Source organism: Cutibacterium sp. LaCa_286, assembly GCF_057198075.1.
Map to the genome: position 1 here is coordinate 15920 of NZ_CP191091.1, position 26990 is coordinate 42909.

Sequence of the window (26990 nt, forward strand, 5' to 3'; positions counted from 1 at the left end):
GTGGTGGGATGGCGCGTTGACTGCCGAGGAGGATTCCTGTGGTGGTCCGGTGTGGTGGGTTGAGGTGTGGGAGAACTTGGACGTTCAGGCGACGGTCATGGTGTTGGTGCAGGCCCGTGAGCTCATTGCTGCTGGCAGGCCCCCCGTGGAGGGTACGGCTTACCGTCTGGGAGGCGAGTATGCGCATGTCGAGCAGGTGCCTTATCGGTGGGCTGCTGATACTCGTGTCCTGGTTGAGGCATGGCGGGATGAGGCTAGCCAGGAGGGGTAGTGCCAGGGGCGGGAAACTTTACGGGACCCCGTAATAACTCAAGGCGGAGAACTTTTGCGGGGATCGCCCAACAATGATTCCCGGGGGCGGGAAACTTTACGGGACCCCGTAATAACTCAAGACGGGGAACTTTGCGTCTCGATGGTCAGATGACCTTTTTGGGGTTGACCCCATCGGGGGGTTGGGCAGGTGGTGACGGCCCGATTCACGTGTCGTGGCTGGGTGGTCCGTCATGGTTGACGGGTTGAGCCTCGACGTTCATGGTGTGTCACTCGGCGGAATCTGTTGGGGAGATTTTTCGCTTTGCCGTGGTCGGGCGGGATTCGACGGGGGGAGGGCCATACCCCCCGGTCTGGTTGTGTTCCCGGGGGGCTGGGTTCATCGACGCCCTAAGTAGTACTTAGGGTGAGGTGGCGTTGGGGCTTCCATGCCTTCTTGTTCTGTTGCCTGGCGTGTCCTAGTTGTACTGGCCGGGGACGTTGGTCAATCGTGAGAAGGGCGGTTGGTTGCCGCAGGCCGTGTGGGGCCGGTGATGGTTGTAGTAGTGCAGCCAGCCGTCAAGCTCCCCTCGCCGCTCAGCTTCGGAGGTGTAGCAGCGGGCGTAAGCCCAGCCGTCGGCCAGGGTGCGGTGGAAACGTTCGATCTTCCCGTTGGTCTGCGGCCGATACGGCCTGGTCCGCTTGTGCCGGACGCCCAACTCCGCGCAGGTGTCTCGCCACAGGTGTGAGCGGTAGGCGCCACCGTTGTCGGACAGGACGCGCTCGACGGTGACACCGCGCTGGTTGAACCACTCGACGGCCCGGACGAGGACAGCGGTGGCGGTAAGGGCGGTTTCGTCGTCATGGATCTCGGCATAGGCGACGCGGGAGTGGTCGTCGATGACGGTGTGGACGTAGGCCTTGCCCATGAGCGGATCCCGGTACTTGTTGCGGGGCTTGTCCGGGGTGGCGGCTCGGTTGCGGTCGCCTTGTTGCCGGCCGACGTAGCGCCAGCCGCCGCCGTCGGGGATGTTGCCGAGCTTCTTCACGTCGACGTGCAGCATCGCCCCGGGATGGTCGTGCTCGTAACGGCGCACTGGCTCCCCGGTGGCGCGGTCAACGTGGGTGAGCCGGTTCAGGTGCGCGTCGACCAGGATCCGGTAGACCGTCGACGGCGCGATCCCCAGCCGGCACGCGAGCTGGACCGGGCCCTCGCGCAATCGGAGGCGGAGCTGAATGCAGCGCTTCGTCGTCTTCGGGTTGGTCCTGTTTGGCGAGTGGTGAGGCCGCGAGGAGCGGTCCTGCATGGACTGGCCCGCCCGGTAGCGGTCGGCCCAGCGCTTCACAGTGGGCCAAGAGACCTGAAACCTGGCGGCGACCTCGCTTATCGGCCAGCCCTGGTCGACCACGAGCTGGGCGACGATCAAGCGGTGGCGCGGCGTGAGAGCGGCGTTGGGATGAGACATGAAGAAGCCTCCCTGAGTGGCAGACGCCGCCCAAGAAGGCCAAGTGCCCCCGCGGGGCGGCTCGAAGGTGTGTGAGTCAGGCAGCAGCGGAAACGTGCAGTACCTCGTAGGCGGCGACACCGGTGGAGCTCTCGTCGGCTTCACGGGTGCAGAGTTCGACGAGGATGACGGTCCAGGCCGTGACGTCGACGGCGGCGACGCGGGCCACGGTGGAGTCAGTGGTCGTGGCGAGGAAGTCCGCGGTGATGTCCTCGATGCAGTGGGACGGCGCGGCGCCAACCGGGAGGGGCACGGTCTTGACGGTCAGGCTTCGGGCTGCGGAGTAGTCGGCCGGGCCGGCAACAAACTGGTGGACAGTCCAGTCGTGGATCGGGTAGCGGCCGAAGTCGCGCACGATGGCCGAGTAGCCGGGTTCGCCCCAGCAAAACTGACGCATTCCGTCGATGTCGCGCCAGACGTAGAAGGGTGCGTAAGCGTTCCGGGGTGCACCCTTGGCATTCTCCTGGATGAGGTAGGCCTTGAACTCCAGCCCGTGGTAACCGTCCATGAGATGTCCCGTGCGAGTGACGCGATCGCGGATAATCTGCATGTCGTAGTCGGTGGGCAACGTGATCTGGTACTGCATGGCGTACATCAGTGGTTCTCCTTGGTGGCGTGCGAGTAAGTGGTGGGAGTGACGGCCTCCTGCCAGCAGATGGTCGACAGGTCATCGGCAGCTTGCTGGTAGGCGACATAGGTCATGGCCCGTTCAGGTGTAGCGCCATGCCAGTGCCGCTGCCCGGCGTTGATCCAGATGGACTCGCCCTCGGCCAGGTGCTGGGGCGCTTGCCCTTCAATGTGGACCAGGGCAACGCCGTCCGTGACATACAGCCCCTGCCCTTTGGGATGGGTGTGCCAGTGAGTGTGCGCTCCAGCTGCGAACGTGACGGCGTACACGGCCAGAGTCGACTCACGAGTAGGCGCCGCCAAGGTCGTGGCTTCGACAGCACCCGTGAAGTGCTCAGGAGTAAAGGTCATCGCCGACTCCAAGTGTGCAGGAGCGTGGTTGCGCCGTGGACGGCAGCGTCGAACTCTGCAGGATCTTGCTGGGCGCGAGCCAAGACATAGCCGCCCTGCACTGTGGCCACGACCATCGAGGCCAGCTGGTGGGCGTCAGTCTCGGACGGGAACTCGCCGGCGTCGATCCCCTCGCTGACGACTGCCCCGATCGTCTCGACCAGCCAGGCCAAGGTCGCAGAGACCGGCTGAAGCAGCTCAGGCGTAGAGAGCACGTCGGCGTCATAAGTCATGCGACCCATGCGGCAGCCCCGGAGGGAGGCGCGCTGACGCTCGAGATAAGCGACGAGACGCTCCGTGGCCGTTCCCTCGCCACGGAGCAACGCATCCGCATCATCCCGCATGGCCGCCGCGCTGGCCTCCAGAGCGGCCACTGCGAGGTCCTGCTTGCCCGAGAAGTGGTGGTACATGCTGCCTTGGCCCGCGGCGGCTCGGCTCAGTATGTCCTTCGGGCTGGTTGCTGCGTAACCCCGCTCCCACAGCAGTTCCTGAGTGGCATCCAAGAGACGTGTCCTTGTATCCATGTCGCCAGTGTACATACTGGTAGTTACAACGTCAACTAGACTGCTTCCAGCGCCCAGCTCAATCAATGTCTCCGGTTAGTACACCTAGTCCCGTGGCTGGCCAGTGGGGGTCAGGTGAAGGGGAGTACTGCCAGGTGTGGTGTGGTGTCCGGGTTGGTTCCGGCGGCTTTCAGTGCTGTGTAGGCGAGGTTGAGGCCGCTTAGTTTGGCGGTCTCGAGCAGTGGTCTCAACCCGTTGCGGGCAACGAGGTCGACGGCGCTACACAGTAGTTGTCTGCTGACACGCTCATCGGCATCGATCAGTGCGTCGCTGAGCGTGATGGCTGTGTTGCCGATCTGTTTGGTTTGCTGGTTGAGGCGCTCGATTGTCTCCAGGGCGAATTGTTCGTTGCTTGACAGGGTGAGCATCGTGGTGAGGTTTCCGTCCTCGTCGGGGATGAGGATGCGGGTCATGGCGGTGGTCCTTTCGGTGGTTGGTGTGCAGCTGTGGTCGCTCGGCTGCTTCGTCGTTGAACGTGGTTCGCGGTTGCTGTGAACGGTGAATCGTCCATGAGGTTGCGACTGGTGGTGCATGGCGTGCATTGATCGGGAGCGCGTCTGGAGGGCGAGCCAGAAGGGTAGGGGAGTGGGCACCCTTCACCTCATCGGGGGTGTCCATACGGCGGATACCCCCTTCAGGGAGAGGGGGGTAGTGTGTGCTACCCCCTCTGGTGGTGGGGCCTTGTCTCAGTTGTGGTGGCCTGCCTGGTGTTCGGCGTTGCGTGTCCCCTCATGCAGGGCGGTGCGTAGGTCGATACCGGCGGCGTCGGTGACTGCGAGGGTGGGTGCCAGCAGATGCTCGATGGTAATACGTAGCGCTGCGGCTGCCACGTAGCCGAACCCGTCGCTGCCCTGCTCGGTGATTGCCTGGGTGGTGATGGCGTCGAGGCGGGCGGGGTCGTCGCAGGCGTCTGCCATGCGGTAGGCCAGCACGGTCGCAGCCGACTCGATGGCGTCGAGGTCGACCATGCCAGCCGGGGTGCCGTCATCGTCACAGAGCATGTAGATGTTGTCGGTGGTCATGGTGGTGGTCCTTTCAGTTGTGGTTGATGTTCTGTTGGGCTTCCGCGTGCCAGTCATGGCACCGGGAAAGGAGTCCTGGTGTACGGGTGAGTGAGTCTCCACAGGCGCTGCAGGCGTCGGGGTCATGAGGCATGCCGTGGGGATTCTGCTCCGGTGGAGTCACACCCTCTGATTGCCTACCGGGTAGAGAGTTGACACTGTTGACAGTGTTTCTTACATGACTGGTGTCAACTTCTTGCGTGCCAGGAAGGGTGTCATAGGAAGTGTCAACAGTGTCAACTCTGTCAACATCCGTAGTCACAGCGGTGTTGTTGAGGCTTTTTGAAGTTGGCATAGTGTCAACAGTGTCAACTCCATTCCCGGTAGGTGCCCATCGTCCCCTGCTCAGCTTGACGATTCGACCTTGCTCGACGGCACGTCCCGCATACTTCGACACGTCTGCTTTTGACCAGCCCAGATCTTCAGCCAGCTGTTTGGTCGATACTCCTTCAGGATGAGCAGCTACCGCCTCGATCAGGTCGCGGGAGCGTTCTCCCAGACCGCCGGTAGTCTGCAACGACAGGGCTGCCAGCCCGGCGGCCTTCAGGTCGTCGCCTTCAAGGCTCCACGCCCCATTCTTCATGGTGAGCGCATAGCTGCCTTCTGGTACGTCGCGGCCTGTGAGGTTGAGCAGCGAGGACGCTTCACCTCGGGGGCGTGCCAGGTTGAGGACGAAGTCAACACCACCGTTGAGACCGTTGGTGCCAGAGGTGGAATCTGCCCAGTCCGTGGAGGTCATTTTGCGGGTGTGGTGTACCACCAGCATCGAGGTGCCCTCGTGAGTGTCGGTGATGCGTTTCAGCTGACTCATTGTGTCGTAGTCGGCTTGATACTCTGACTGTCTTCCTTTTGGGGCTTCCCTGATCGCCGCGAGTGTGTCAACGATCACCAGACCAGCGCGATGTTCATTGCACCACTGGTTCAGCAAGGTGGTGGCTTCCATCATGTCGGTGGGTCGTTGTGTCATGAACATCAACCCCTCTGGCAAGGATTCGTCACCCATGAGGTGCCTGCAGCGGTACTGCAACCGCCTAGCCCCATCCTCCAGTGCGCAGTACAGCACCGGGCGTGGAGCAACATTGATACAACCCAGAGCGCGGCCACCCGAGGCCACCGCAAGTGCCAGATTCAGCACCAGCCACGATTTACCCGCTTTGGGAGGGGCGGTCAGTAAACCGATCCCCTCGGCCACCAGGTTAGGGATTGCCCACTGCAGCTCAGGGAACTGCTGACTGTCCAACCATTGAGCGGTGAAAGTTCGTTCAGCAAGGATGTTTGACACGGTGGCTGCTTCACTGGATGTCTGCTGGCTCGCCTTTTCACGGGGCTGGCCAGGAGTGAAGGTCAACGCTTGCTGGGGGGACGGCGGCTCCATAGGTTCGGCCATCCCTGTATTCAGCCCACTTCCGATGGTGGCACGCACCGCAGAGATGCCATCATCGGAGATGAGCCCATTTGTCTGGCAGGCGTCCATGAGCGCTTGTTCCACAGTGCTGCGTTCCAGGTGGCCACCGGGAATGTAGTGGCCCAACCGCAACGCCGTATCGTTGAGTTTGGCGTTCCTGCCACCACGGGGGCAGCTGGCCAGTTCGGTGATACAGCCGTCCAACATGGCCTGCGTCCATGCCGGATTGGACGTGTCTGCCACCCTGCTCGGCTGGCTGGGCTGCCCAACGGTGAATGCGTCCCCATCATGTTTGGCCCGCTGTAGTTCATCGAACAGCTGGGAGGCGTCCTCGTTGATCTGATCGGGCTTTACCCAGGCGATACGGTAACCGCTCCCGGCATATTTCGGCCGTCTAGTCCCTGGCAGGAACATGAAGTGGTTGCCTGCGAACACCTCGACACCCTCTAGGCCAATTCGTGACCATGCAGATGACGTGGAGGGGAAGTTACCCTGCTTGCCATGAGGGTTGATGTAGAAATGGACACCGCCCGACGGTGTGTCAATCCGTGCCCACGGCTTCACTCCCAATCCGTCCAGCCATGAGGCTACTGCGTCAATGTCGGCACCATTCTTCGTGTCGACGTCAACGGCAGCCCACGCGGAACAGGTAGTTCCACACACCGCGTCCGCGTGGTCGAGGGCAGCTAGGCGAGTGTGGTTGGTGTCGTGCGTGAACCCCTTCCAAGCCGGGAAGGCGAACTCGCGGCTACCTCCCCTCTGAGAGGCTGGCCAGAGGGGGACTTTGAGGCCGTCAAGCAGCTGGTACAGCTTACGGATGGTGTATTCTGAGGGCAGTTGCGATGTCTTCTTGCCCCCCGCGTTCAGCCCGGCGCGGGGGGTTTCATGTGTCTGGGTCATCTCAGGCGACCCGCTCTACGAGGTCGAGAACGTCGGTTGTTCTCACGCGCAGGGATCGTGCGCAGCCAACCTTGTACATCTTGAGGCGGCCAGCATCGACCTGACGGCCTATGGTGCGCTCGGATGATCCAATAATTTTCGCGGCAACTCTGCGGGTCACCAGCGGCCCGTATTCATCGAGGATTGCCTGGCGTTCAGCGTCGGTGAATACGCCGGTAATGGTTGATGCGGTGGTCATGACGGTAGAGTCCCCCTAGGGTCCTCCCGGCCGCCTATCCTCCGAGGTCTGTCATTCCATGAGCAGGCTGATTACGCCACTGACAGTACCACAAGCGCCGGTGGTGCGCTATTAGCCATTCATGGAATGAGGATGCAGCTATTACCTGTCGTGCGTCGCTCCCAGTCATTCCAGAAACGGTCAGCCGTGAGCAACGTCGAATCGAGGTGGTCACACGTCAGACTTATACCGCTGAGAGTAGACCCATGATGGGATTTACCGTCCTCGTCTATGAACACTGTCACCGTCGGTACTGCTTCTCCTCCGCTGGTCCAGGAACGGTCCAATGCCGAGGTGCCAATCCAGTAAGTGTGTCCTCTCCAGTGACGGTTGTTATCGGTGGTGTGCTTGGCACGCCCTGCAGCGTTGCTGCAAGCCTCGTTCTTTGCAGGACTGTACTTGTACTCGCGTTGATGAATCAGCACCTCGCCATTGATGTCATAGGCACCCAGCAGCAAACATTTCTCGGCACGGCACCTGTACTCCACGTGAGGTAAGCACCTGACCTTGCCTTCCCTTCTCAGCAGTTCCCACAAGTTTTGCGCCTCCTTGTCGCGTTCGGGTGAGACTGCCTGTATCAGCTTCTCCCTGAACTCCTTCATTTCGTCAGACATGGTTTTCCTTCTGTGTGGTGTTGAGGTAGTGGAAGGCGGCTAGGTATTTGTCGGGTGGAAGCTGGCCAGCTACTTGGTCAAGCTCGGCATCTGACATGTCAGCCAGCGTGGTAGCCAGCAGAGGAACCGTCATGTGTGCAAGTAGACGGACATTGATAGACGGTGCCTCCTCGACATCCGGGAGCGCCTGCAAGGGCGCGTGAGGGGCGCTGGGAGGCGTCCAGCCAGCCATACGGGATAGTTCATCCATGACGGGCCAGAGACTGTCTGGGTCCCACGTGCGATACACCCGCTGTACCGCAGGTAGCTTGTGTCCCACCATCAGTTCAGAATCGATGTCACCCATGCCTGCTTGAGCGAACAGGTGCTGAGCCACGCGGCGCAGGTCGTGCACCCGCATACAGCTGGCTACGGTGTCTGGCAGACCTATCTGCTCAACCGCCCCCGCAAAGCCAGTGGCAGGCCTGATGGTGGCCTTGCGCCGATATGCATCAGCTCCGGTGCGCTTCTTGGCGCGCGACCCCCAGACCATTGGGCTGGTGGCAGGGTTGAGTCCACGAGGCGTTGATGGGAATACCGGGGCGTTTCTTCCGGCGGCGGTGAACTGCTCCATGTGGCCTACCAGGGCAACGGCGACATGCGGCGGTATCGGAATGTCTCGCTGTGACTCCTCGGTTTTGGTGGTGTCTGCGATGTGGTGCTTGCCTTGCTCGTCGCGGGCAATCGTCCGACGAACCGATACCTTCCAGCGCGGCATCCCGTCGACCTCGCTACAGGTGAGGTCGGAGCGGTTGAGTGCCAGGGCTTCCCCGATACGCAGCCCGCTGTAGGCCAGCAGGACGATCAGTGCCGACCAGCGAGGATCGATGGCCTGTGACAGCTGCTGAATCTTCTCCGGTGTCATGGCCAGCACCACGGCCCGCTGATCGGCCTCGGGACGATTCGGGGCACGCCTGGAGGCGTTGGGGACACGACACGGGTTACGCTCAATGATCTCGGCATCGAGCGCAGCACTCAGGACAGATTTCATGAGCGCATAGCAGTCACGCCGCATGGCCGGGGCATCCTTGTTGTCCTCCCACCACTGCTCGACGCGCTCCCGGCTGATCTGGTTCAACGGTAGAGGCGTCAATGATGCAAGGCGGCCTGCCAGATAGCGGTGGTATTCGTTGATGGTGCTGTCTGCCAGGGGGCGTCCAGCGGCGGTGGTGCGATGCTCGATCCACTCGCAGGCGTACTCGCCTAGGGTGATCGACTGCTGCTCAGCTCTCGCCTGTCTGACGGACGGTGGTGTCCACTCGTCTAGGTCGATGAGGCGGTATTCCTGGTCGAGCCAGCCACGAGCCAACTTCCACGACCCAAAGTGGTGAGGGGCGCGATGACGCTTTCCGTGATGCTCGTAATAGGCGCGGTAGAGGTTGCCTCGTTTCTCGATGGTGCCTCGTTGTTTTTTGCGTCGCTGGGCCATGTCTCACCTCGTCTGCCAGAACTCCCCCTGGGGGGAGAATAGGGGGAGTTTTGAGTCCATTCTAGCCGCTCGCGCCGGTTGTGCATTAGGCTAGAGACACGACAACACCACAGCGAACCACCTAGCCAGAGCAGGTTTCACCTAGTCAGACGGGGAACAACGACACATTCTCGGTAGCCCCTATAAGGGAAGTTCAAGTCCAGTTAGGCCCACCCAGAAACATGCTTCTGACTAGGGCAAACACCGATCACCGAAAAATCGGTAGATGATTTGTGGCGGATTCGGACGCTGTAGATCCATCTCTCGCGACACGAAACGACCCCGGAACACCCGTATGGGTATCCCGGGGCAAGTGACTTGAGACGAAAGTCAGGGAATCATGTGAGGTTGGTCAGCCCCGGATCATCCGTGCCGAACACGGCATGCACTTCCAGATTGTCCACGACATCACCAGTGCACCGATACGTCGCGCTGGATCCGGGCGTTGGTGACAGCTGCAAGGTTCCGTCTGTCGACGTGATGCCCAAGTGACAGCTCGGCCGGCCCCCAGACGAGGACCGGCCGAGTGCGTGTCGCGACGTCGTCAGTCGACGAGACCCTCGAAGAGCGGGGTCGACAGGTAACGCTCACCGGTGTCGGCGATGACGGTGACGATCGTCTTGCCGGCGAACTCCGGGCGAGCGGCCACCTGACCGGCAGCCTGCAGGGCACCACCGCCGGAGATGCCGGTGATGATTCCCTCCTCGGCTGCAGCACGACGGGCAAAGCCGATGGCGTCCTCACCGCTCACCAGCAGAATCTCGTCGACGACGGACTTGTCGAGGTTGTCCGGCACGAAGCCCGGCCCCCATCCCTGGATCTTGTGGGGGGCCTTCTCACCCTTGGTGATGACCGGAGACTCGGCAGGCTCGGCCCCGAACACCTTGACCTCGGCGTTCTTCTCCTTGAGGTACTTGCCAGCACCCGAGATGGTGCCGCCAGTGCCGATGCCGGCGACGATGGCGTCAACCGCGCCGTCGGTGTCGTTCCAGATCTCCTCGCCGGTGCGGTCGTGATGGATCGCCGGGTTGGCCGGGTTGTCGAACTGACTGGCCAGGATGGCGCCCGGGGTGTCCTTGACGATCTCGGCAGCCTTGGCATTGGCTCCCGGAACACCGTCGGCGCCCGGGGTGAGCACGAGCTCGGTGCCCAGCAGACGGATGATGGCGCGGCGCTCCTTGGACATCGTCTCGGGCATGGTGATGATGACCTTGTACCCGCGGGCTGCTCCGACGAGGGCCAGCCCGACTCCGGTGTTTCCAGAGGTCGCCTCAACGATGGTGCCGCCGGGCTTGAGGTCACCGGAGGCTTCCGCGGCGTCGATGATGGACTTGGCAATACGATCCTTGACGCTGGAAGCAGGATTGTAGAACTCCAGCTTGGCCAGGATGGTGGCCTTGGAGTCCGGGAACAGCTTGTTGATCTTCACGAGCGGGGTGTTGCCGATGAGCTCGGTGACGTCACCTGCGATCTTCGTCATGATGTTTTCCTTTCGAGGGGTGTTGGTCGGCCAACTGTGTCGGGTCGAGAAATGGTGATGAATCGTTGTGTGCTGTTCGTCATGCCTTTTCGACGGTTATGGTCCAGTCTGCGCTCCCCACCTTTCGGAAACTGGTGACCGGGTAACCGGCCTGTGCGGCCCACTCGGGGATGGATTCGGTGGCCTGAGTGCAGTCGAAGTTGATCGTCAGACGATCTCCGACCGGCAGCTCAGCCATGGCTTTCTGGGCTTCGATCAGCGGGAACGGGCACACCTGCCCACCGGTTTCCAGAACATGTGTGGTCATGACCCTCCTTCGGTGACGACGGCGGTTCGCAGCTCCGCGGCGGCGGGAGCACGGTGGGTGGCGTCAAGCACGAAAACCTTCGTGCCCAGGCCCACACCCAGGAACATGAAGAGGAAGGAAATCCATCCTTGGAAGCTGAACTGGGCAGTCTCGACCATGGCATTGCCGATGGTGCAGCCGCCGGCCCAGCTGGCCCCCACTCCCATTCCCAAGCCGCCGACAACTGATTTGACGACCTGGGTCGAGTCGGGAACCCGGACGCGGAACTCTCCAGATGCCGCCGCGGCAATGAAGGATCCGACGAGTATTCCGATGACCAGGAGTACTCCCCAGTCGATGTACGAGACGTCACCGGTCACGGCCCATTCGAGAAGATTTCCTGTTGGAGTGGTGATCCCCAAGCCAGCGTGCCGGCCAGTTGCCTCGCTCAGCGGGTAGGTGATGATCGCCATGACAGAGATGAGTGTTGCGGTGAGGAACGGGTGCCACGGTGCCTCGAAGAGCCAGTGCGCAAGGCCCGTCTTTTCCGGCGGAAGGGTGGCGACCTTTCGAGCCGGCTTGCGCAGCTGATGCCGCACCAGGACACCGACGACAAGGGCCAGGACGACGGTGGGTACCCACGCAGACACTCCCAACGCCGGGATGGTCGTCACCGGAACCGTGAAGGAGCGCACCGAGGCATTGACTCCTGACAGGGAGCCATGTTTCATGGCGGCGGCACCGATCGCGTAGAAGTTCAGGGCGATCCATGACCCGACGAGTCCTTCACCACTGCGGAACCATGTTCCGGTCGCGCAGCCACCGGCGAGCACGATCGAAACTCCGAAGAGCAGACCTCCGACGATCACCCCGAGCCACGGCAGCGAACCCCATGACAGGTGGATGAGGTCGAGCTGGGTGAGGGCGGTGACGCCGATTGCCTGGACAGCGATCACGAGCAGGAAAGCCGTGATCCATGTGCCACTGCGGGCAACCCATACGCTGCGGAAGGCATTGGTGACGCAGAAACGTCCACGCTGGAGGACGAAGCCGAAGGCGATTCCGACGGCAAGACCGGTGAGGATCATGGTGTGTTCCATTCGAACATTCCGGCATCATCCGAAAAGATGTGCGGCGATGCCGGAGGAGGGATGGGGACGATGGGTTCAACGAATACGTGAACCCCGAGCAGATCGTGCTGCAAGCACGTGCTCAGAAGTGGGTGCGAGGATCAGCGTGGATCAACAGCAACACTGACAGATGGAACACATCATGGTGGAGATCATGACGGGTCGACCGGCACGAAGGCTCCAGACACGGTGCGTGTTCACCATCTCGTCCCTCCATTGACATAACCATGACCAACGATGCGCACCACACGTCGGCAGCTGCGTGAAACTCACTGTGCAGCCTCGGCGCGATGCCCGTTGTGCTGAATTTATGCAAGCACGATTGATCCAAAATTTCAAGAATCGGTCCTCAGGTCTCACATCGAGAGATCGTCAGCGATGCGAAGAACACGCTGCTGGAGTCGACGGTGGTTCGCTCGGTGCCTGGTGTAACGACCAGGTTCCCCTGACCCCACGGGCGCCATTGGTCGTTGCCGTCCCATGGTCCGTCTCCGCCGCTCACCTCTGCCGACGAGGTGTGCCGTCCAGCCGGCGGACGCACCGATCACCCACTTCCCAATGTGTCACAGTTCGGTGAGACGGTGGGAAAGGGGACCTCATGATCAACCCGCATCAGGACATGTCACGTCAGAGCACTCCGCACTACGGTTCGGTGTCGGCCGACCCTCATGGTCGCGACAGGATCATCAACGTTGCCAACAATGAGAGTCCGTACCCACCGCTGCCGTCGGTGACGACGGTCATCAGCCAGGAGCTTGCGGGAATCAATCGGTACCCCCGTGTGTCCACGCTGGATCTGCGTACCGCCATCGCCGTACGTTGCGGGGTGGATGCCGACCAGATCTGTGTGGGTGCCGGATCCGTCGACGTGCTGGCCAATCTGGTCTGCGTGCTCGTGGATCCCGGTGCGGAGGTCGTCCTGCCGTGGCGATCCTTCGAGGCATTCCCCTCTGTCGTCGAGCGAGCACGTGCCACGGCCGTTCCCGTTCCGCTCACCGCGCAGCTCACCCATGACCTTCCGGCCATGGCAGCGGCAGTTACCGAGCATACACACATGGTTATGCTGTGCAGCCCCAACAATCCCACTGGTACCGTCTTGCACACCGATGAGGTCGTCGACTTCCTTGCGCGGATTCCCAGTGATGTCCACGTCGTTCTCGATGAGGCCTACACCCACTTCAACCAGGACACGAATGCGGTGCGTGGTCTCGATCTGCTCGCCGAGCATCCCAACGTCATCTGTCTGCACACCTTCTCCAAGGCCTATGGTCTCGCCGGTCTGCGCATCGGCTTCTCGGTGAGCTCCAGGGAGGTGGCTCACACGGTTCGGCAGTTCAGTCTGCCGTTCACGGTGACGAATCTTGCGGGACGAGCCGCCATGGCTTCCATGCTCGCCGAGGACGAGCTCGCAGCTCGAGTGGACCTCACCACCCGCGAGCGAGGCCGAGTGACTCGGGAGCTTGGCCATCAGGGGTGGCGAGTTGCAGCGTCCCAGGCGAATTTCATCTGGCTCGACACGGGCGGTGACACTGCACGAGTGGCCGAGCAGTTGCATGACTCAGCCATCATGACTCGGTGGTGGGAGGGCGAGGGGATCCGAGTGAGTCTGGGGACTCCCCGCGACAACGACACAGTGATCTCAGCTCTGGCAGAGATTCATGACAGGCTCTGACGAGCATTCCCTACTGGAAAGATGAATTTTTGGTATCCAAAAAATGAACAAATCACTGAATCGGTGTGAGTGCGCGAAAGCATGTCGCGATGTGACTTCTCGCTGCTCTCACCGATGTATGCTGCACTTTTCAAAACTTCCTTGAATACAACTTGGGGGTGCCCTCAGCGGGCACCCCCCAACAAGATTCTTGAGCTAAGAGCTCATCTCCATGATGGAGAAATCACCTCAGGCACCAGTGCTTGGCAGAGCCAGCGGAGCGTGAGAGGTGGTGTTGGCAGCAACCAGCTTGCCGTTCGTCGTCTTCACAGCAACCTTGTGGGCGGGAGTGAGGGTGGCGGCGGCAGTGGCAATGGGAGTACTGGTGGGGCTCACGGTTGGGTCGGCGGTGGGCTCGTCGGTGGGGCTCACGGTTGGGTCGGCGGTGGGCTCGTCGGTGGGGCTCACGGTTGGGTCGGCGGTGGGCTCGTCGGTGGGGCTCACGGTTGGGTCGGCGGTGGGCTCGTCGGTGGGGCTCACGGTTGGGTCGGCGGTGGGCTCGTCGGTGGGGCTCACGGTTGGGTCGGCGGTGGGCTCGTCGGTGGGGCTCACGGTTGGGTCGGCGGTGGGCTCGTCGGTGGGGCTCACGGTTGGGTCGGCGGTGGGCTCGTCGGTGGGGCTCACGGTTGGGTCGGCGGTGGGCTCGTCGGTGGGGCTCACGGTTGGGTCGGCGGTGGGCTCGTCGGTGGGGCTCACGGTTGGGTCGGCGGTGGGCTCGTCGGTGGGGCTCACGGTTGGGTCGGCGGTGGGCTCGTCGGTGGGGCTCACGGTTGGGTCGGCGGTGGGCTCGTCGGTGGGGCTCACGGTTGGGTCGGCGGTGGGCTCGTCGGTGGGGCTCACGGTTGGGTCAGCCGTGGGTGTGGAGTCGCTGGGGAAGCAGACCTCCTTGACGGTCTTGTCGAGAGCCGGCTTCTGGTTCTTGAGGATGTCGACGATCTTGGTCGCGCTGTCCTTGATGTTGAGACCGTCGAGAACCTGACGAACGACGTCGTTGATGAGCTTGTGGCTGTTGAGGAGGAGGGCCGGCTTCGCGGCAATCTTCGCGGCCACCTCGGAGGCGATCTTCGGCGCAAGGGCCTTCGCGGTTGCCTCGTCAAGACCGGACTTGACGAGGTTCTTCACGATGAGCTTGTGGTTGATGTGGTGCAGCACCACATCTCCGACGACCTGGCTCGGCACGGCGGAGAGCAGAGCAGCTTCAACACCTGCCGTGGTCACGTGGACGCCCTTGGCCCTGAGGATCAGACCGATCTCGACGATGTCATTGGCGGCAAAAGGCCACGTGGCAGGGTTGGCAGAGTGACGGATGAGATCCTCGACCTGGCCCAGGATGAGCGCACTGCCCACCGCGCTGGCACCAAGATTCTTGAGGATGAGTGCTGCAAGAGCAGGTGCCTTGATGCCTGCCTTGGCGATGATGGCGGGGATCAGGGTGGCATTGATGCTCAGCTCGATGCCAGCAGCGACCTTGTGGACGGCAGCATCGCTCAGGAGGAGACCTTGTGCGCCGAGATCCTTGGCGATGATGGCGGAGAGGGCAGACTCCTTGATGACGATGCCCTTCTCGGTGAGGATTTCGGCAGCGATCTTCGGAGCCAGACGGGCGGCGTCCTTGGCACTGAGACCTGCGATGAGCAGCTGCTTCTTGATCTCGGTGGACAGCTTACCCTCATCCTTGAGCGCCTGGATGCAGTCAGGGCTGAGGTTGGGCTTGGGAAGGGTAGAGCTGGCTGCGGGAACGATCTCACGGTTGGGCTGAGCGGCGGAGGCTTGCGGAGCAGTGATTGCAATCGATCCGAACAAGGCGCCGGCGATCAGTGGGGCCGCTACGTGCTTAAAGGCCATAATGGTTCTCCTTCGGGGACGGCATCTGCTCAATTAGCAGTTACCTATGTCACTGTAGGTTTCTGATGCTTGACTACACAAATCGGGGGTGTACTAGATGCCATGAAAACAAGGGTTAAGAGCACTTAGGTATGATCAATTGTATAAAAGTCTCATCACATGTGCCCAACAAGGGACATCTTTCCGGAGCAGGATGCGCGTGTCTCATGATGTGTACTTCCGTGCTGCTCAGCGCAGTACTGCACTCGGGTGGGACAGCCCCAGCATGGGCGCATGGAGATTGGCGAGCCCTGGGAAAGGTACATTTGCCTGAGTCAAGGGGTCACCACACGGGAGAAGACAATGGGTACGGGACGTTGCGGACGCACCACTGTCTCCCTGCTCGCAGCGGTCCTTTGCCCTGCCATGCTGCTCGGCGGCTGTGGCCACGACCAGTCACCTACGCCCCCTCCCCCCAGCACCAGCTCGTCTGCAACCCCGCTCAGCAGTGTGCGAAACGCCCGATGGGCCGTCCCAGTGAGGACCTCCGGGACCTGGTTGGGCGCTTTCGGCGACTCCCGAGTGAGGATCGACGTCTTCCAGGCGGGGATGGCAACCTCTCCGCGGGCCTCGGTGATGGTCGATCCGCGTACCTCGGAGCCGATCATCAAGAAGGGTGACACGTTGGTGGGGCTGCGTTACGTCGTCACGAATGTCTCGGATGATCCCATTCGCTTGGGCCTGGGAACGGTGACCATGTCGACCCGGTATCCCGACTGGAGCTGGTCGCAGGACCTGCTTGCCATGCGGGACCAGAAACTCGAGGAGAAGCTGGGGTGTCCAGCCGTCCCGTTCACACGGCATCCTGGTCCGGCGCCCTATGTGCTCGCATCGGGGGAGTCCTTCATGATGGGGCATCTGGTGCCCTTCGAGTCTGCCGAAAAGCTGCAGATCAAGGGCAAGGTCACCGTGGTTGACGAGTCCGGGGCGCCTGATCCCGGCCTGGGGTGGACAGTCTCCGGCGATGTTCATCTGTCCTGAATTGTCCACAGGAGATGTCCACAGGGGTGTGGACAAGTGGCAGGAGTCAGTGGAAAACATGTGAGATCACTGTGACGATTATCACAGCTCAAAAACTTTTCCACAGATGTGAAAATGGCTCTGGGCAGGGGCGAACGGCCTTCCTAATCTCACAGCATGCCTGTTCTCACCCGACCACACCGACACACCACGGCCGATGATCCGGTCGTCCAGTCGACCGCGAATCGGCCCGTGTCACCTGCCGACGTGCGCATGACACGTGACCCACGTCCCGCCGACACACCTCCGAGCACTCCTGGTGCCCCCACTGCTGGACCCAGGCATGGCCGAGGCAGACGTTCACCGGTGCTCATCGCCGTGGGAGTGCTGTGCATGTGCCTTGGCGGACTGGGTGGAGCCTGGGCATGGCATCAGGCCAGCAACACGGAGTCCGTGCTCGTCATGACCCACTCGGTGCCGCGGGGCAAGCTCGTCACGGCCAATGACATCGGTGTGACACAGGCATCCGTGGGGGAGCAGGTCAAGAGGCTTCCGGCCGATGCCCGTGACCGTCTCGTCGGTCAGCACGCCGTGGTGGACCTTCCAGCCGGAAGTCTGGTCTCAGCGGATTCGGTGGGTGAGGCGCAGGTGCAACGGGGGACCTCACACGTCGGGCTCACTCTTGCACCTGGTCACGTACCGATCGAACCCATGCCAGCCGGAACCAAGGTGAGGGCCATCGAGGTCAGTGAGGAGCAGCCGGTCGGTGATCATCCCACCTCGGTGCCCGGAGTCGTCACCGTCGAGCCCAGATCGCTGGAGGCCAGCAACGACGTTCTCGTGGACCTCGCCGTGCCCTCGGAGAGCGCCGCCCGACTGGCGGACCTTTCCGCCCGGTCACGTGTGGCTCTCATCATCGAGGAGCAGTGATGGCGATCATCGTCCTGACCAGTGTGGGTGCCTCACCCGGCGTGACGACGACGGCTCTCGGGCTTGCCCTGCAATGGCCCCGGGAATGTCTGCTCGTCGATGCCGATCCACATCCGTGTCGCGCGGTCGAGTCGGGATACCTGGGCGGGCAGGTCGCCGTGGGTTCCGGACTGTCGCGCATGGCTGCCGTGCAGCGTAGCGGTGCCGACATGGCTTCCGTGTTGTGGCAACACGTCATTGCCCTGCCCAAGCCAGATGGTGGGGAGGGCCCGCGAACCAACTTCCTGCCCGGCTACTCACATCTGGGGCAGGCTCAGCTCATGGAGACGATGTGGCCCTCCATCGTCGATGCGTTGCGAGACCTCGACCAGGCCGAGATCGATGTCATCGTCGACGTGGGGCGGACGGGGACGGCCCGTCCGCCGCAGAGTCTCATGGCGGCAGCATCCGTCGTGGCCGTCGTCACCCGTAGCCAGTTGCGTTCCTTGGTGCCGCTGGCCCTGCACGGCGAGCTCATCGGCGAGATCAATGCCGAAGGTACGGCGCGTCGCGGACTGCTGGTCATCGGACCGGGACAACCCTATGGGCCACGGGAGATCACCAAACAGTTCCATCTGCCGGTGCTCGCCACCCTCGCCGACGATCCTCGAACTGCGGCGTGCCTGCTGGATGCACCGTCACCGCGACGGTGGCGACGCAGCAGCCTGGCGACGAGCCTCTCCCGCGTGGCACACATCCTCGCCGAGCAGGCGCGACAACACCGAGCCACGGCAGGACCTGCGCCACACTCCGTTGCCATTCAACAACCCAGCATGGTCCATCGACATGGCGAGCTGGAGGTCTGCTGATGCGAGGACCCACAGACGCCGCCGATCTGGCCGGGCTCATCGACACGGTGGCCCCAGCACAGCAGATGAATCCGCCTGTCACGGACCCATGCACTCCACCTGCGACGACGCCCGACACGTCGATGTCCACAACATTCACCACACCGGGAGTCGACTGGGCGGTGGTCGTCAAACTGCGTCGAGAAGCCTCCCGACGCATCACCTCGGCTCGCAACGACCATCGTCAACGCACTGGCCTCGAGCTCTCCGATGAGGACTCCCGAATGCTGGGCGGCGCCATCATCCGCAGCGTCGTCCACTCCTACGCCGACCGGCTGGCCGTCGACGGGAAGGCGCTGTGGACGACCACCGAGGAACTGGCCCACGTCAACGCCCTCACCGACGCGATATTCGGTTACGGGCGACTGCAGCCCCTCTTCGACATCGCCGAGGCCGAGAACATCGAGATCAGCGGATGCGAACCAGTGCACGTCCAGTACGGTGACGGGCACCGTGAGGAGCACCCGCCAGTGGCCGACAGCGACGAGGAACTCGTGGAGGCAATCCGATTCCTGGGTGAGTCGGCTGCACCGCCACGTCCCTTCGACGACGCCCACCCGACGATGACGGTGGCCCTGGGTGATCGCTACCGGCTTCACGCCATTGGATTTGGGCTGGCTCATCGTCCCTCGGTGGTCATCCGACACCACACCCTCACCGACGTCACCCTGGACGAGCTGGCCGACACCGGAATGATGCCGCACACCGTTGCCCGACTGCTGCGAGCTGCCGTGCTCGCACGCAAGTCGATCGTCATCTCCGGTGACCAGGGAGCCGGTAAGACGACCCTGCTGCGCGCGCTCATCGATGCCATTCCCCGTACCGAACGGTTCGGCACCCTGGAGACCGACTACGAATTGCTCACCCATCTCCAGCCCGGACGCAACATGGTTGCTCTGCAGGCCACCGTCGGCATGGGTGAAACGGTGGACGGACGACGGGTGGGTGAGTTCAGTGTTGCCGACCTCATTCCCGAGGCACTGCGACAGAATTTGTCACGGATCATCGTGGGTGAGGTGCGTGGCTCTGAGGCTGGAGCCATGTTCGAGGCCATGCAGGCCGGTGCCGGGACGATGAGCACCACCCACTCCCACTCGGCGTCGTCGACGATGGATCGGTTGGCCGCTCGGGTCGCCCAAGGTGGGGTGCTCACCACCGAGGAGGCATTTCGCCAGATTGCCCACAACATCACCTTCCTCATCCACGTCGTCCTCGTCGACGACACCTGGCGAGGCGGGGTGCGGCGAAGGGTGGTCTCGGAAATCCGTCAACTCACCGGCGCGATGGAATCGGGTAGACCCGTCACGCACCTGGTGTATCGCGCTGCCACCGGAACCAACCCGGTGGTGTTCCACCCCGAACCCGAGCTGCTTGACGAGCTGGTTCAGTTCGACCCGCGAGTGGGAGGGGTGCTGTGAACGGGATCATTGCGGCTCTGCTGGGTGTCATGGTCACCGGAGGGGGAGCGCTGCTCGTGTGGGGGCTACGCCCGATCCACATACAATCCACAAAGTTGTCCACAGGGTTGTGGACAACGGTGGAAAAGCGACTGGTCCACATCCCGCGACGGCTTCGTTGGCGCTTCATCGTAGGACTGGTCCTGGGGACAGCGATGGCGCTGCTGACCGGGTGGGTCGTGCTCGTGGCAGGCGTACCGATCCTCGTCGTCGCCCTTCCCGAACTCCTGGCCGACGAAACCGATCGCGACCTGCAGTTGCTCGCTGGGTTGGAACGGTGGGTGCGTCTGCTCAGTGGCTCCGCGTCCACCGGCAAGTCCGTCCTGGACGCCATCCGTACCACTCGGCATCAGGCGCCGGAGGTGCTGCACGATCCCCTGGAGGCTCTGGTCAATCGGTTGGACTCGCGGTGGAGTGCCCGAGACGCGTTCCAGGCCTTTGCCGACAACCTCGACAGTCCGGACGCGGACCAGATCGTCGCGGCACTCATCCTGGCAGCAGAGCTGGGTGGGACGGGAGCAACGACGACTCTGGTGTGTTTGGCGGAATCCATGCAGCAACGGCTTCGAGCCCATCGCGAGATTGCCACCGAGCGAGCCAAACCTCGCATCGTCGTGCGTCAGGTGAGCACGATCATCGGCATCATGCTCGTCCTCGCCGGATGCATGGGGCAGAGGTTCTTCCGTCCCTACTCCAGTTCACTCGGCCAGATACTGCTCGGGGTGTACGTACTCGCCTATCTGGGGTCGTTGTGGGTGCTGCATCGTCGCAGCAGGCCGAGAGCTCGTGAACGGATCCTCGTCTCCTCACACGCCCGTCGTTCGGAGGGGACGACGGCCTCGCAGACATTGCTTCCGCCGGTTCGCGGGGGTGGCCACTTGGAACTCGAGGTTCCCGCACTGGGTGGAGCCACTGGGGGTTGGGAGGCACGCGATGCCTGAGCCCATGACCATCTTGATCCTGTGTGGATCCGTGGTGCTGCTTGCTCCAGTACTCATCCTTGCCGGGACACGCCGAGTCCCACTCAAGCTCGGCGATGCCGTGGACGCCGTCGTGAATCCCGGGGCAGCAGAGGTCAGCCAGTCCGCGACTGCCAGCCACACCGGTCCCCTCGACAGGTGGATGTCGTGGTTGGCTGGACAACGTGTTGCAACAGTGCCGAGGAATGTGCACCGTACCTTGGCTCTGCAAGGCCGATCGCTGAACGATTTCACCGTCGAACGGTGCGTGTGGGCCGGTGGCGGGGTGCTGATCCCGGTCCTGGTGCAGGTTCTGCCCAGTCTGGGCATGGGGACGTGGACGATCCCCGTCCTCGCCAGCCTCGTCGCCGGTGTCACCGGCTGGTTCGTTCCGCTGCTGCGGCTGCGCTCGGCTCGCGTGCAGGTGCAGCAGGATGCCGTCGAGGCAATCCTCACCTTCGTCGATCTCGTCACTCTGGCACGGCTCGCCAACCAGTCGTCGACCAAGTCGTTGTGGATAGCCGGTGGCATCAGTGACCACTCGGTTCTGGTGCGTATTCGCTCGAGTCTGGAGCGCTCCCGACTGGAGCAGAAACCTCCCTGGTCCGGGCTGGAGGCGCTCGCTGGGGAGCTTGACCTGCCGCAACTTGCCGAACTCACCGAGGTGTTACGTCTGGATGACCAGGGCGCTTCCTTGGCACAGGTGCTGCGGGCCCGGGTCGCCGACATGCGTGACGCCCACCTCACTCGTGAGAAGGTCGCGGCCCAGCGAGTCAGCGAGTCCATGACGGTGTGGATGGTGGTGCCAGTCCTGGTCTTCGGGCTGGTGCTGCTCACCCCCGCGATGCTCACCCTGGCCGGAGTGGGCACATGAGAAGTTCCACCGCCCCTCCGGCCACCCCGATACCCCTCGTCAATCCCGGCGAGGTTCACAGGAATCCAACCATCACCACACCCATGAGGAGACATCATGAAACAGATTCACATCCTGCTCGGTTCCGCACTGCCCGTCCTCACCGGTCAGCCATCATCACGAGACGAACGGGGCCTGAGCCAGTCAACCGAGAACGCCGTCCTGCTGCTCGGAGCCGTGGCGATCGCCACCATCGTCGTCTCGGTCATCACTGGTTACGTGTCGAAGCACCTGCCCAAGTGAATCCGCTCCTGGTGACCTGGGCCACGTCGGCTCGTGCCTGGGTGGGCACGTCCCGAACGAACTCGCTGTGGACGGGTCTTTCCCGAGCACACCTGTTCCGGGCACGACCGGTACGGGAAACCCGGGTCACCAGGCGCGACGAGCGGGGTTTGTCGGAATCGGTGCAGTGGGTCCTGGTGTGGCCGGTGGTGATGATGGCGATTGCCGCTGCCATCCAGACAGTTCTGGTCCTCCAGGCCAGATCGGTGGCCATCGAGGCTGCCCGAGCCGCTGTACATGCCGATGCCATGTTGGGCTCGACTCCCTCCGACGCGCCCCGGGCTGCCAGCCAGGTCTGCGCCGGATCGGGGGTGTCCCAGCTGCACGTGCACACCGACCGTCACGCACGAATCGTCCGAGTCGACGTCAACGTGCAGGCTGCGAGGTTCTTCCCGGCGGGGCGGTTCACCACCGTGCGTGCCCATGCCGTGGCTCCCAAGGAGGGAACATGATTCGCATCGGAACGTCTCAGCAAAGTGCAACCGGGGTGAGCACTCGAATGATGACCGGCTCGTGGCAACACCTTCGTGTCCCGGGGAGTCGAGGACCACGTCACCGGCAGCGTGGCGCGGTCTCGGTGGAGGCTGTGCTTCTGCTGCCGCTGGTCATTCTCATCGTGTCCGCGGCGACCGCTTCCTGGCGAGTCTGGCAGGCTCGAGCCGACGTGCAGTCAGCCTCCCAGTCCGCGGCACGGACGGCGGCCATGGCCCATTCATCCGGCCAGGCTGTCACTGCGGGAACTGAGGCTGGATCCGCCGAACTGGCCGGAACACGATGCCGGGGAGCGTCACTGCGCATTGCCGCAGACACCTTCTCCAGACGGGTCGGTACTCGTGGCAGCGTCAGTGCCTCGGTGAGCTGCACCGTATCCCTGTCGGATCTTGGGCTGCCACTACCCGGATCCATCCACGTCAATGGGAGCGCACAGGCCCCCGTCGACAGTCACCGGGAGCGCACACCATGAAACGTCTCATCACATCGGTGGGCTCAACCCTTCTGCTCGCTGCTCTCGTCATCGGAAGCCCCACGGCCCTGCTGGCCTGGGGACGTCTGGATGGGTTGGCGCGGCTGAGCCCCTCAGCACTCATGGGTCCTGACGACGGCACCATCGTCCTGGGGCTGGTGACCGTCACTGGGTGGGCGGCATGGTTCGTCTTCACCCTGAGTGTCGTCATCGAGGCAGTCGCTCTGGCGACTCACAGTCGCGTGCATGTCACCCTGCCCGGACTCTCCCTGGTCCAGGGATTGGCTGCGGGACTTCTGGTGGCAAGTCTCGCCATCCTCGCACCGGCGGCACGCGGCAGTAGTCCCACACAGCAGAACACCACTGTCGCAGCGGTCGGCATCGCTCAGCAGACGCGAGGCGACTCGATGCTGCAGGAAGACGTCCCGGGGCGATCGGAGACGAGTGGGAGCATCAGTCAGGAGGTGCGGGGATCCCAGAGTCGGCCGATGGAGTTCACGGATTACAACTCCGCACGAGCGTCGGGGCCTGCCCGAAAGATGACTGCAGAATCCACGCCTGACTACGACATGTATCGAATCAGTGCCACGGACGACCTGTGGAGCCTCGCGGAGCGTGTCTACGGCGAGGGAACTGCCTGGCACCAGATTGCCAGAGCCAACCCAGGGATGGATGTGCAGCATCTGCCAGTGGGTGACCAGATCAAGCTGCCCCAAGCCGGCATGCACGGTCTCGGCACCCACAACCCAGCCACGCCGGGAGCCGACACACTCGACGCGGGTACCACATTCTCTGATTCCACGCCTCCCACGTCCGCGCCGGGTGCTCCCGTTGCTGGCACATGGAATCTTCCGAACACCGGTACGACCGTTGATCCTGCGCACGGGGCAGGAGACCTCTCCCGTACCGACTCTGCGGCGACCGGTGGTGCCACTGCGGAGGCTTCCTCCTCGAGCACTGACTCGGCAGCTGCGCCGTCATCCGACTCGTCCCTCTCCCATCCCTCGACGACGACGGTGGTGGTGCACCGGGGCGACACCTTGAGCAAGCTTGCCCGGGAACATCTGGGAGATGCCGATGCCTGGCCACAGATCTGGCAGCTCAATCGTGATCTCGTCACCGATCCCGACGTCATCGATGTGGGATGGCAGATCACGGTGCCGAGCACCTCTGAGCATGCGTCCGGGCAGGATGACGGTACTGCACACCGAACGGCACAGCATGATGGTGGCAGGACGCACGAGGCGGCTGCCAGTCACACGACTGCTTCCGAAGGAGTTGAATCTGCCAGTCCGACACGGCCGAAGGCTTCCCACGGGCCCCATGACGAGATGGATTCCGCCACCACGGTACCTGGCACGCACACCTCCACACCATTGGTCCCGACTCCGGGGAGTACCGGTGGAATCCCTGCTGGCAGCGAGACGTCGTCGACCAGAATCGGGACATGGATGCCGCTGGCGTCAGGTGTGCCTTCACCGACCGGTTCTGCGGGTGCCCCGAAAGCCACGTCATCGTCTGCTGCAGAGGTCGGGCCATCACCTCGACCCACCGCAGGGGCGAGTGAAGATACGCCTGCTGCAGCTGCGTCACGTGCCGTGGGGTCGGATCCCACCGGTGGGTTGCCCCGGGACGGCGATGGTACTGGGGCGGATTCCGAGCTGCTCGTGCGAGCCCTGTCCGGGATGAGCCTGTTCCTGGCTGGTGGCATCTCGGGGGCACTGGTGAGCAGACGTCGGCAGCAACTCTTCAGTCGCAAGGTGGGTAGGAGGATTCCGGCCGTGCCCGAGGAACGGCAACGGACCAAGCAACTCCTGGATGCAGCCGGTGCCGTTGGGTCTGATGGGGCTGGGGCCACGGACGAGACGGCTGCAGACAGCTGCGCGTCGGCCGAGGCGAGAGGCCCAGTCGTCGTGCCCGGGGATCAGACCAGCATGTCCATCGACCCAACCAGTGAGGTCACCGATACCCCGGATGCGCCGTGGCGTGCCCGTACCACGGCGGCCAGCGAACTGATCCGGTCCATGACCGAGGGACTCGAGGAGCTTGACGACGCCACGGAGCCGGAACATGCGAGCGACGCACGAGACGGCAATGTCGATGATGAACCCGGTACCGAGGCGCTCCATGACGATGACATGGCGGAGTACGAGGTCTCCAGTGGGGAAGCGTCGTGTTCCTCCAATGAGGCACTGCCAGGTCAGCTGTCCGGACAGACGGGTGATGAACTCACGGCAACGACCGTCGTGCTTGGCCAGCGACTCGACGGTACCCCGATGCTCATGGACCTTGCCGATTCCCCGGGTCTGGTGACGGTCGAAGGTCCTGACCGGCCCTGCCAGAGTCTGGTGGCGGCGATCGGTCTGTGCCTGGTGGCTTCGAGGTGGAGTAGCGGGGTCGACGTGATCGTGGTGGGGGAGTCATTGCGCTGGCTCGCCCAGACCGGGATCGAGGACGTCCAGCCGATGACCACCGACGAGGTGAGCCGGGCACTGCAGTGGTGGACCTCCCGAGCCCACCCTCATTCGCATGACATGGCGGCGCCTGAGGTGGTGCGCGTCATCCTTGCCGACGAGCCGATTGACGTTGACGACGTTGCGGCGGTCCGGGCTGCCGGCATGGTGCTCGTCCACCTCGGATCGGCATCCGGTGGACTGGTCATTCACGTTGCGGAACGAGCTGGACGGGAAAGTCCGGGTGCTGCAGAACGAGCTCGACCAAGTGCCAGCCAGCTTGTCGGGCAGATGGGACGAACCACCTTCGAGGTGCAGGGCGTCGATCGTCCCATGAGACGGGCCATAGTCGACTTGGTCGAGCTCACTGGTCAACAAGCAGATGAGCCAGCCCCGTGGTGGGACGGCGGGACGGCACACGGGTCTCCCGGACCGGATGGGCTCACCCCGGACAGTTCAGGCGAGGTTCTTGACAATGATGAAAGCGGCGGGGACCCGCCTCGGACCGCTCTTCTCCAGCCTTCTCACAGCATGGACGAGCCACCAGACCGAGAGCCTGCAAGGATACGACGACCTGAACCCATCATTGGCAAGGTACTTCTGGAGGACACGATGACGACCAATCCATCATCCAGTGCAGGGCCCAGCCCTGTGCTACGGCTGTTGGGCCCGGTCGATCTGGTCGGTGCCCGTGGTCAGATTCCCAGCAAGGCTCGACGCCAGTGCTTGGAGTACGCGGCGTGGATCCTGGCCCACCCTGGGGCCCGTTCCACCCAGATGTCCGACAGTTTGCTGGTTGCCGAAACCACCCGACGATCCAATCTGTCCCGGTTGCGACGGTGGTTGGGCAATGACGACTCTGGCGAGCCCTATCTGGCTGACGCCTATGACGGGCGTCTGCGGCTCTGTGACGAGATCACCACCGACTGGGAGCATCTCGAGGTCCTCATCACCGCTGGAGTGGCCCGTGCCACCGATGCGGCACTTGCCGGAGCCCTGGACCTGGTGCGCGGTGCACCACTTGCCGATGCCGCCCCTGGGCAGTGGTTGTGGGCTGAGGAATGGCGGCTGGAGATGGTGCAGACCATCCGCGACATCGGGGCCGAGCTGGCTCGGCGTCGGATGGCCGAAGGTGATCTCGACGGAGCCCGACGCGCCGTGAATCGAGCGTTGAGTGCGTGCCCCCAGGATGAGGTGCTGCTCACCACACAGATCCGTATCGCTCACCTGGCCGATGATCGTTGTGAGACGGAACGTCTGGTGTACCTGTTGGCGCGCCAGGCGCGCCGCATCGGCGTCGACCTGTCGGACGAGACCGTCACCGTGCTTCAGGAGGTGATGGAGGGACGACCACGTACCCGAGTGGTGTGAGGCGGTGAGCCAATGCCACGTCGGGGTCGGCCCCGCAGCTGGAGGCGTTCGGCACGACGTCGTGGGGTCAGCACGACGTCGGGCATTGTCAGTCCTTCACACCTTCACATGTGCAGGGTTGGCGGCCGTCGCTGACGGGTCCGGTCCTACGTGTTCCTGCATGTGTGCATGGTTTGCACCGGTGTCAGCTCACTCTTGAGCGGATCTGGCTCGGGCATTGGCATC

24 protein-coding genes and 1 pseudogene are annotated in these 26990 nt (G+C 63.0%); 11 read left to right on the forward strand and 14 right to left on the reverse strand.

The annotated features are described in order from the left end of the window. Window positions 1-728 precede the first annotated feature (728 nt). The 13 genes from ACP8JZ_RS00065 to ACP8JZ_RS00125 all read right to left on the reverse strand — a co-directional run bounded on the left by ACP8JZ_RS00065 (window position 729) and on the right by ACP8JZ_RS00125 (window position 11964). Window positions 729-1715 carry an IS481 family transposase gene (locus tag ACP8JZ_RS00065; RefSeq protein ID WP_484482463.1) on the reverse strand — a complete coding sequence of 329 codons (987 nt, stop codon included), beginning with the start codon at window positions 1713-1715 and terminating at the stop codon, window positions 729-731. A gap of 76 nt (window positions 1716-1791) precedes the next feature. Then, window positions 1792-2349 (reverse strand): DUF4865 family protein, encoded by a 558-nt coding sequence (locus tag ACP8JZ_RS00070; protein ID WP_484482464.1) that lies wholly within the window; start codon window positions 2347-2349, stop codon window positions 1792-1794. After that, window positions 2349-2732: a cupin domain-containing protein gene (locus ACP8JZ_RS00075; RefSeq protein ID WP_484482465.1), complete on the reverse strand. Its 384-nt coding sequence runs from the start codon at window positions 2730-2732 to the stop codon at window positions 2349-2351. The genes ACP8JZ_RS00070 and ACP8JZ_RS00075 overlap by 1 nt, the downstream gene beginning before the upstream one ends. Continuing rightward, entirely contained in the window at window positions 2729-3295 is a 567-nt protein-coding gene (locus ACP8JZ_RS00080) for a TetR/AcrR family transcriptional regulator (protein WP_484482466.1), read from the reverse strand. Before ACP8JZ_RS00080 ends, ACP8JZ_RS00075 begins: the two co-directional genes overlap by 4 nt. Before the next feature lie 110 nt (window positions 3296-3405). Next, window positions 3406-3747 (reverse strand): hypothetical protein, encoded by a 342-nt coding sequence (locus ACP8JZ_RS00085; RefSeq protein ID WP_484482467.1) that lies wholly within the window; start codon window positions 3745-3747, stop codon window positions 3406-3408. Between the two features lie 273 nt (window positions 3748-4020). After that, window positions 4021-4356, reverse strand: a complete 336-nt coding sequence (locus ACP8JZ_RS00090; protein ID WP_484482468.1) for a hypothetical protein — start codon at window positions 4354-4356, stop codon at window positions 4021-4023. A gap of 13 nt (window positions 4357-4369) precedes the next feature. Then, on the reverse strand, window positions 4370-6700 hold the full coding sequence (locus ACP8JZ_RS00095; protein WP_484482469.1) for an AAA family ATPase: 2331 nt from the start codon (window positions 6698-6700) through the stop codon (window positions 4370-4372). 1 nt (window position 6701) lies between these two features. Next, the gene (locus ACP8JZ_RS00100; RefSeq protein WP_484482470.1) at window positions 6702-6938 is read right to left on the reverse strand and encodes a hypothetical protein; all 237 of its coding nucleotides are present in this window, start codon (window positions 6936-6938) and stop codon (window positions 6702-6704) included. 119 nt (window positions 6939-7057) lie between these two features. Next, window positions 7058-7591 (reverse strand): hypothetical protein, encoded by a 534-nt coding sequence (locus tag ACP8JZ_RS00105; protein WP_484482471.1) that lies wholly within the window; start codon window positions 7589-7591, stop codon window positions 7058-7060. Then, window positions 7584-9059, reverse strand: a complete 1476-nt coding sequence (locus tag ACP8JZ_RS00110; RefSeq protein ID WP_484482472.1) for a tyrosine-type recombinase/integrase — start codon at window positions 9057-9059, stop codon at window positions 7584-7586. Before ACP8JZ_RS00110 ends, ACP8JZ_RS00105 begins: the two co-directional genes overlap by 8 nt. 583 nt (window positions 9060-9642) lie before the next feature. Then, the gene (gene cysK / locus ACP8JZ_RS00115) at window positions 9643-10578 is read right to left on the reverse strand and encodes a cysteine synthase A (RefSeq protein WP_484482473.1); all 936 of its coding nucleotides are present in this window, start codon (window positions 10576-10578) and stop codon (window positions 9643-9645) included. Window positions 10579-10657: 79 nt separating this feature from the next. Then, a complete protein-coding gene (locus tag ACP8JZ_RS00120; protein ID WP_023034667.1) occupies window positions 10658-10885 on the reverse strand; it encodes a sulfurtransferase TusA family protein in 228 nt (75 codons plus the stop codon). Next, on the reverse strand, window positions 10882-11964 hold the full coding sequence (locus ACP8JZ_RS00125; protein WP_306517142.1) for a YeeE/YedE family protein: 1083 nt from the start codon (window positions 11962-11964) through the stop codon (window positions 10882-10884). Before ACP8JZ_RS00125 ends, ACP8JZ_RS00120 begins: the two co-directional genes overlap by 4 nt. Window positions 11965-12613: 649 nt before the next feature. Here ACP8JZ_RS00125 and ACP8JZ_RS00130 point away from each other — a divergent pair. Next, window positions 12614-13666 (forward strand): histidinol-phosphate transaminase, encoded by a 1053-nt coding sequence (locus ACP8JZ_RS00130; protein ID WP_484482844.1) that lies wholly within the window; start codon window positions 12614-12616, stop codon window positions 13664-13666. Between the two features lie 228 nt (window positions 13667-13894). On the opposite strand, the gene ACP8JZ_RS00135 is transcribed toward ACP8JZ_RS00130, so the two are convergent. Next, window positions 13895-15550, reverse strand: a complete 1656-nt coding sequence (locus tag ACP8JZ_RS00135) for a hypothetical protein (protein WP_484482474.1) — start codon at window positions 15548-15550, stop codon at window positions 13895-13897. Window positions 15551-16066: 516 nt separating this feature from the next. On the opposite strand from ACP8JZ_RS00135, the gene ACP8JZ_RS00140 reads away from it, so the two are divergent. The 10 genes and pseudogenes from ACP8JZ_RS00140 (at window position 16067) to ACP8JZ_RS00185 (ending at window position 26765) form a co-directional block, all read left to right on the forward strand. Beyond that, the gene (locus tag ACP8JZ_RS00140; protein WP_286320216.1) at window positions 16067-16570 is read left to right on the forward strand and encodes a hypothetical protein; all 504 of its coding nucleotides are present in this window, start codon (window positions 16067-16069) and stop codon (window positions 16568-16570) included. Window positions 16571-16726: 156 nt separating this feature from the next. Continuing rightward, window positions 16727-17479 carry an SAF domain-containing protein gene (locus ACP8JZ_RS00145; RefSeq protein ID WP_286320218.1) on the forward strand — a complete coding sequence of 251 codons (753 nt, stop codon included), beginning with the start codon at window positions 16727-16729 and terminating at the stop codon, window positions 17477-17479. Continuing rightward, on the forward strand, window positions 17479-18327 hold the full coding sequence (locus ACP8JZ_RS00150; protein WP_306517145.1) for a hypothetical protein: 849 nt from the start codon (window positions 17479-17481) through the stop codon (window positions 18325-18327). The genes ACP8JZ_RS00145 and ACP8JZ_RS00150 overlap by 1 nt, the downstream gene beginning before the upstream one ends. A gap of 263 nt (window positions 18328-18590) precedes the next feature. After that, entirely contained in the window at window positions 18591-19784 is a 1194-nt protein-coding gene (locus tag ACP8JZ_RS00155; protein ID WP_371415868.1) for a TadA family conjugal transfer-associated ATPase, read from the forward strand. A 29-nt stretch (window positions 19785-19813) separates the two neighbouring features. Next, window positions 19814-20626, forward strand: a pseudogene (locus ACP8JZ_RS00160) (type II secretion system F family protein); the annotation flags it as partial. A 130-nt stretch (window positions 20627-20756) separates the two neighbouring features. Further along, window positions 20757-21656 (forward strand): hypothetical protein, encoded by a 900-nt coding sequence (locus tag ACP8JZ_RS00165; RefSeq protein ID WP_306517147.1) that lies wholly within the window; start codon window positions 20757-20759, stop codon window positions 21654-21656. Between the two features lie 96 nt (window positions 21657-21752). Next, complete coding sequence (locus tag ACP8JZ_RS00170) at window positions 21753-21938, forward strand: hypothetical protein (RefSeq protein WP_021103675.1); 186 nt, start codon at window positions 21753-21755, stop codon at window positions 21936-21938. Continuing rightward, on the forward strand, window positions 21935-22429 hold the full coding sequence (locus ACP8JZ_RS00175; RefSeq protein ID WP_306517148.1) for a TadE/TadG family type IV pilus assembly protein: 495 nt from the start codon (window positions 21935-21937) through the stop codon (window positions 22427-22429). Before ACP8JZ_RS00170 ends, ACP8JZ_RS00175 begins: the two co-directional genes overlap by 4 nt. Continuing rightward, window positions 22426-22941 (forward strand): TadE/TadG family type IV pilus assembly protein, encoded by a 516-nt coding sequence (locus tag ACP8JZ_RS00180; protein ID WP_306517149.1) that lies wholly within the window; start codon window positions 22426-22428, stop codon window positions 22939-22941. Before ACP8JZ_RS00175 ends, ACP8JZ_RS00180 begins: the two co-directional genes overlap by 4 nt. Continuing rightward, entirely contained in the window at window positions 22938-26765 is a 3828-nt protein-coding gene (locus ACP8JZ_RS00185) for a LysM peptidoglycan-binding domain-containing protein (RefSeq protein WP_484482475.1), read from the forward strand. Before ACP8JZ_RS00180 ends, ACP8JZ_RS00185 begins: the two co-directional genes overlap by 4 nt. Window positions 26766-26990 lie beyond the last annotated feature (225 nt).

Coding starts and splice junctions, on each gene's coding strand:
- ACP8JZ_RS00065 (WP_484482463.1), bottom strand. CDS start 1,715: ATGTCTCATCCCAACGCCGCTCTCACGCCGCGCCACCGCTTGATCGTC.
- ACP8JZ_RS00070 (WP_484482464.1), bottom strand. CDS start 2,349: ATGTACGCCATGCAGTACCAGATCACGTTGCCCACCGACTACGACATG.
- ACP8JZ_RS00075 (WP_484482465.1), bottom strand. CDS start 2,732: ATGACCTTTACTCCTGAGCACTTCACGGGTGCTGTCGAAGCCACGACC.
- ACP8JZ_RS00080 (WP_484482466.1), bottom strand. CDS start 3,295: ATGGATACAAGGACACGTCTCTTGGATGCCACTCAGGAACTGCTGTGG.
- ACP8JZ_RS00085 (WP_484482467.1), bottom strand. CDS start 3,747: ATGACCCGCATCCTCATCCCCGACGAGGACGGAAACCTCACCACGATG.
- ACP8JZ_RS00090 (WP_484482468.1), bottom strand. CDS start 4,356: ATGACCACCGACAACATCTACATGCTCTGTGACGATGACGGCACCCCG.
- ACP8JZ_RS00095 (WP_484482469.1), bottom strand. CDS start 6,700: ATGACCCAGACACATGAAACCCCCCGCGCCGGGCTGAACGCGGGGGGC.
- ACP8JZ_RS00100 (WP_484482470.1), bottom strand. CDS start 6,938: ATGACCACCGCATCAACCATTACCGGCGTATTCACCGACGCTGAACGC.
- ACP8JZ_RS00105 (WP_484482471.1), bottom strand. CDS start 7,591: ATGTCTGACGAAATGAAGGAGTTCAGGGAGAAGCTGATACAGGCAGTC.
- ACP8JZ_RS00110 (WP_484482472.1), bottom strand. CDS start 9,059: ATGGCCCAGCGACGCAAAAAACAACGAGGCACCATCGAGAAACGAGGC.
- cysK (WP_484482473.1), bottom strand. CDS start 10,578: ATGACGAAGATCGCAGGTGACGTCACCGAGCTCATCGGCAACACCCCG.
- ACP8JZ_RS00120 (WP_023034667.1), bottom strand. CDS start 10,885: ATGACCACACATGTTCTGGAAACCGGTGGGCAGGTGTGCCCGTTCCCG.
- ACP8JZ_RS00125 (WP_306517142.1), bottom strand. CDS start 11,964: ATGGAACACACCATGATCCTCACCGGTCTTGCCGTCGGAATCGCCTTC.
- ACP8JZ_RS00130 (WP_484482844.1), top strand. CDS start 12,614: ATGTCACGTCAGAGCACTCCGCACTACGGTTCGGTGTCGGCCGACCCT.
- ACP8JZ_RS00135 (WP_484482474.1), bottom strand. CDS start 15,550: ATGGCCTTTAAGCACGTAGCGGCCCCACTGATCGCCGGCGCCTTGTTC.
- ACP8JZ_RS00145 (WP_286320218.1), top strand. CDS start 16,727: ATGCCTGTTCTCACCCGACCACACCGACACACCACGGCCGATGATCCG.
- ACP8JZ_RS00150 (WP_306517145.1), top strand. CDS start 17,479: ATGGCGATCATCGTCCTGACCAGTGTGGGTGCCTCACCCGGCGTGACG.
- ACP8JZ_RS00155 (WP_371415868.1), top strand. CDS start 18,591: ATGCTGGGCGGCGCCATCATCCGCAGCGTCGTCCACTCCTACGCCGAC.
- ACP8JZ_RS00165 (WP_306517147.1), top strand. CDS start 20,757: ATGCCTGAGCCCATGACCATCTTGATCCTGTGTGGATCCGTGGTGCTG.
- ACP8JZ_RS00170 (WP_021103675.1), top strand. CDS start 21,753: ATGAAACAGATTCACATCCTGCTCGGTTCCGCACTGCCCGTCCTCACC.
- ACP8JZ_RS00180 (WP_306517149.1), top strand. CDS start 22,426: ATGATTCGCATCGGAACGTCTCAGCAAAGTGCAACCGGGGTGAGCACT.
- ACP8JZ_RS00185 (WP_484482475.1), top strand. CDS start 22,938: ATGAAACGTCTCATCACATCGGTGGGCTCAACCCTTCTGCTCGCTGCT.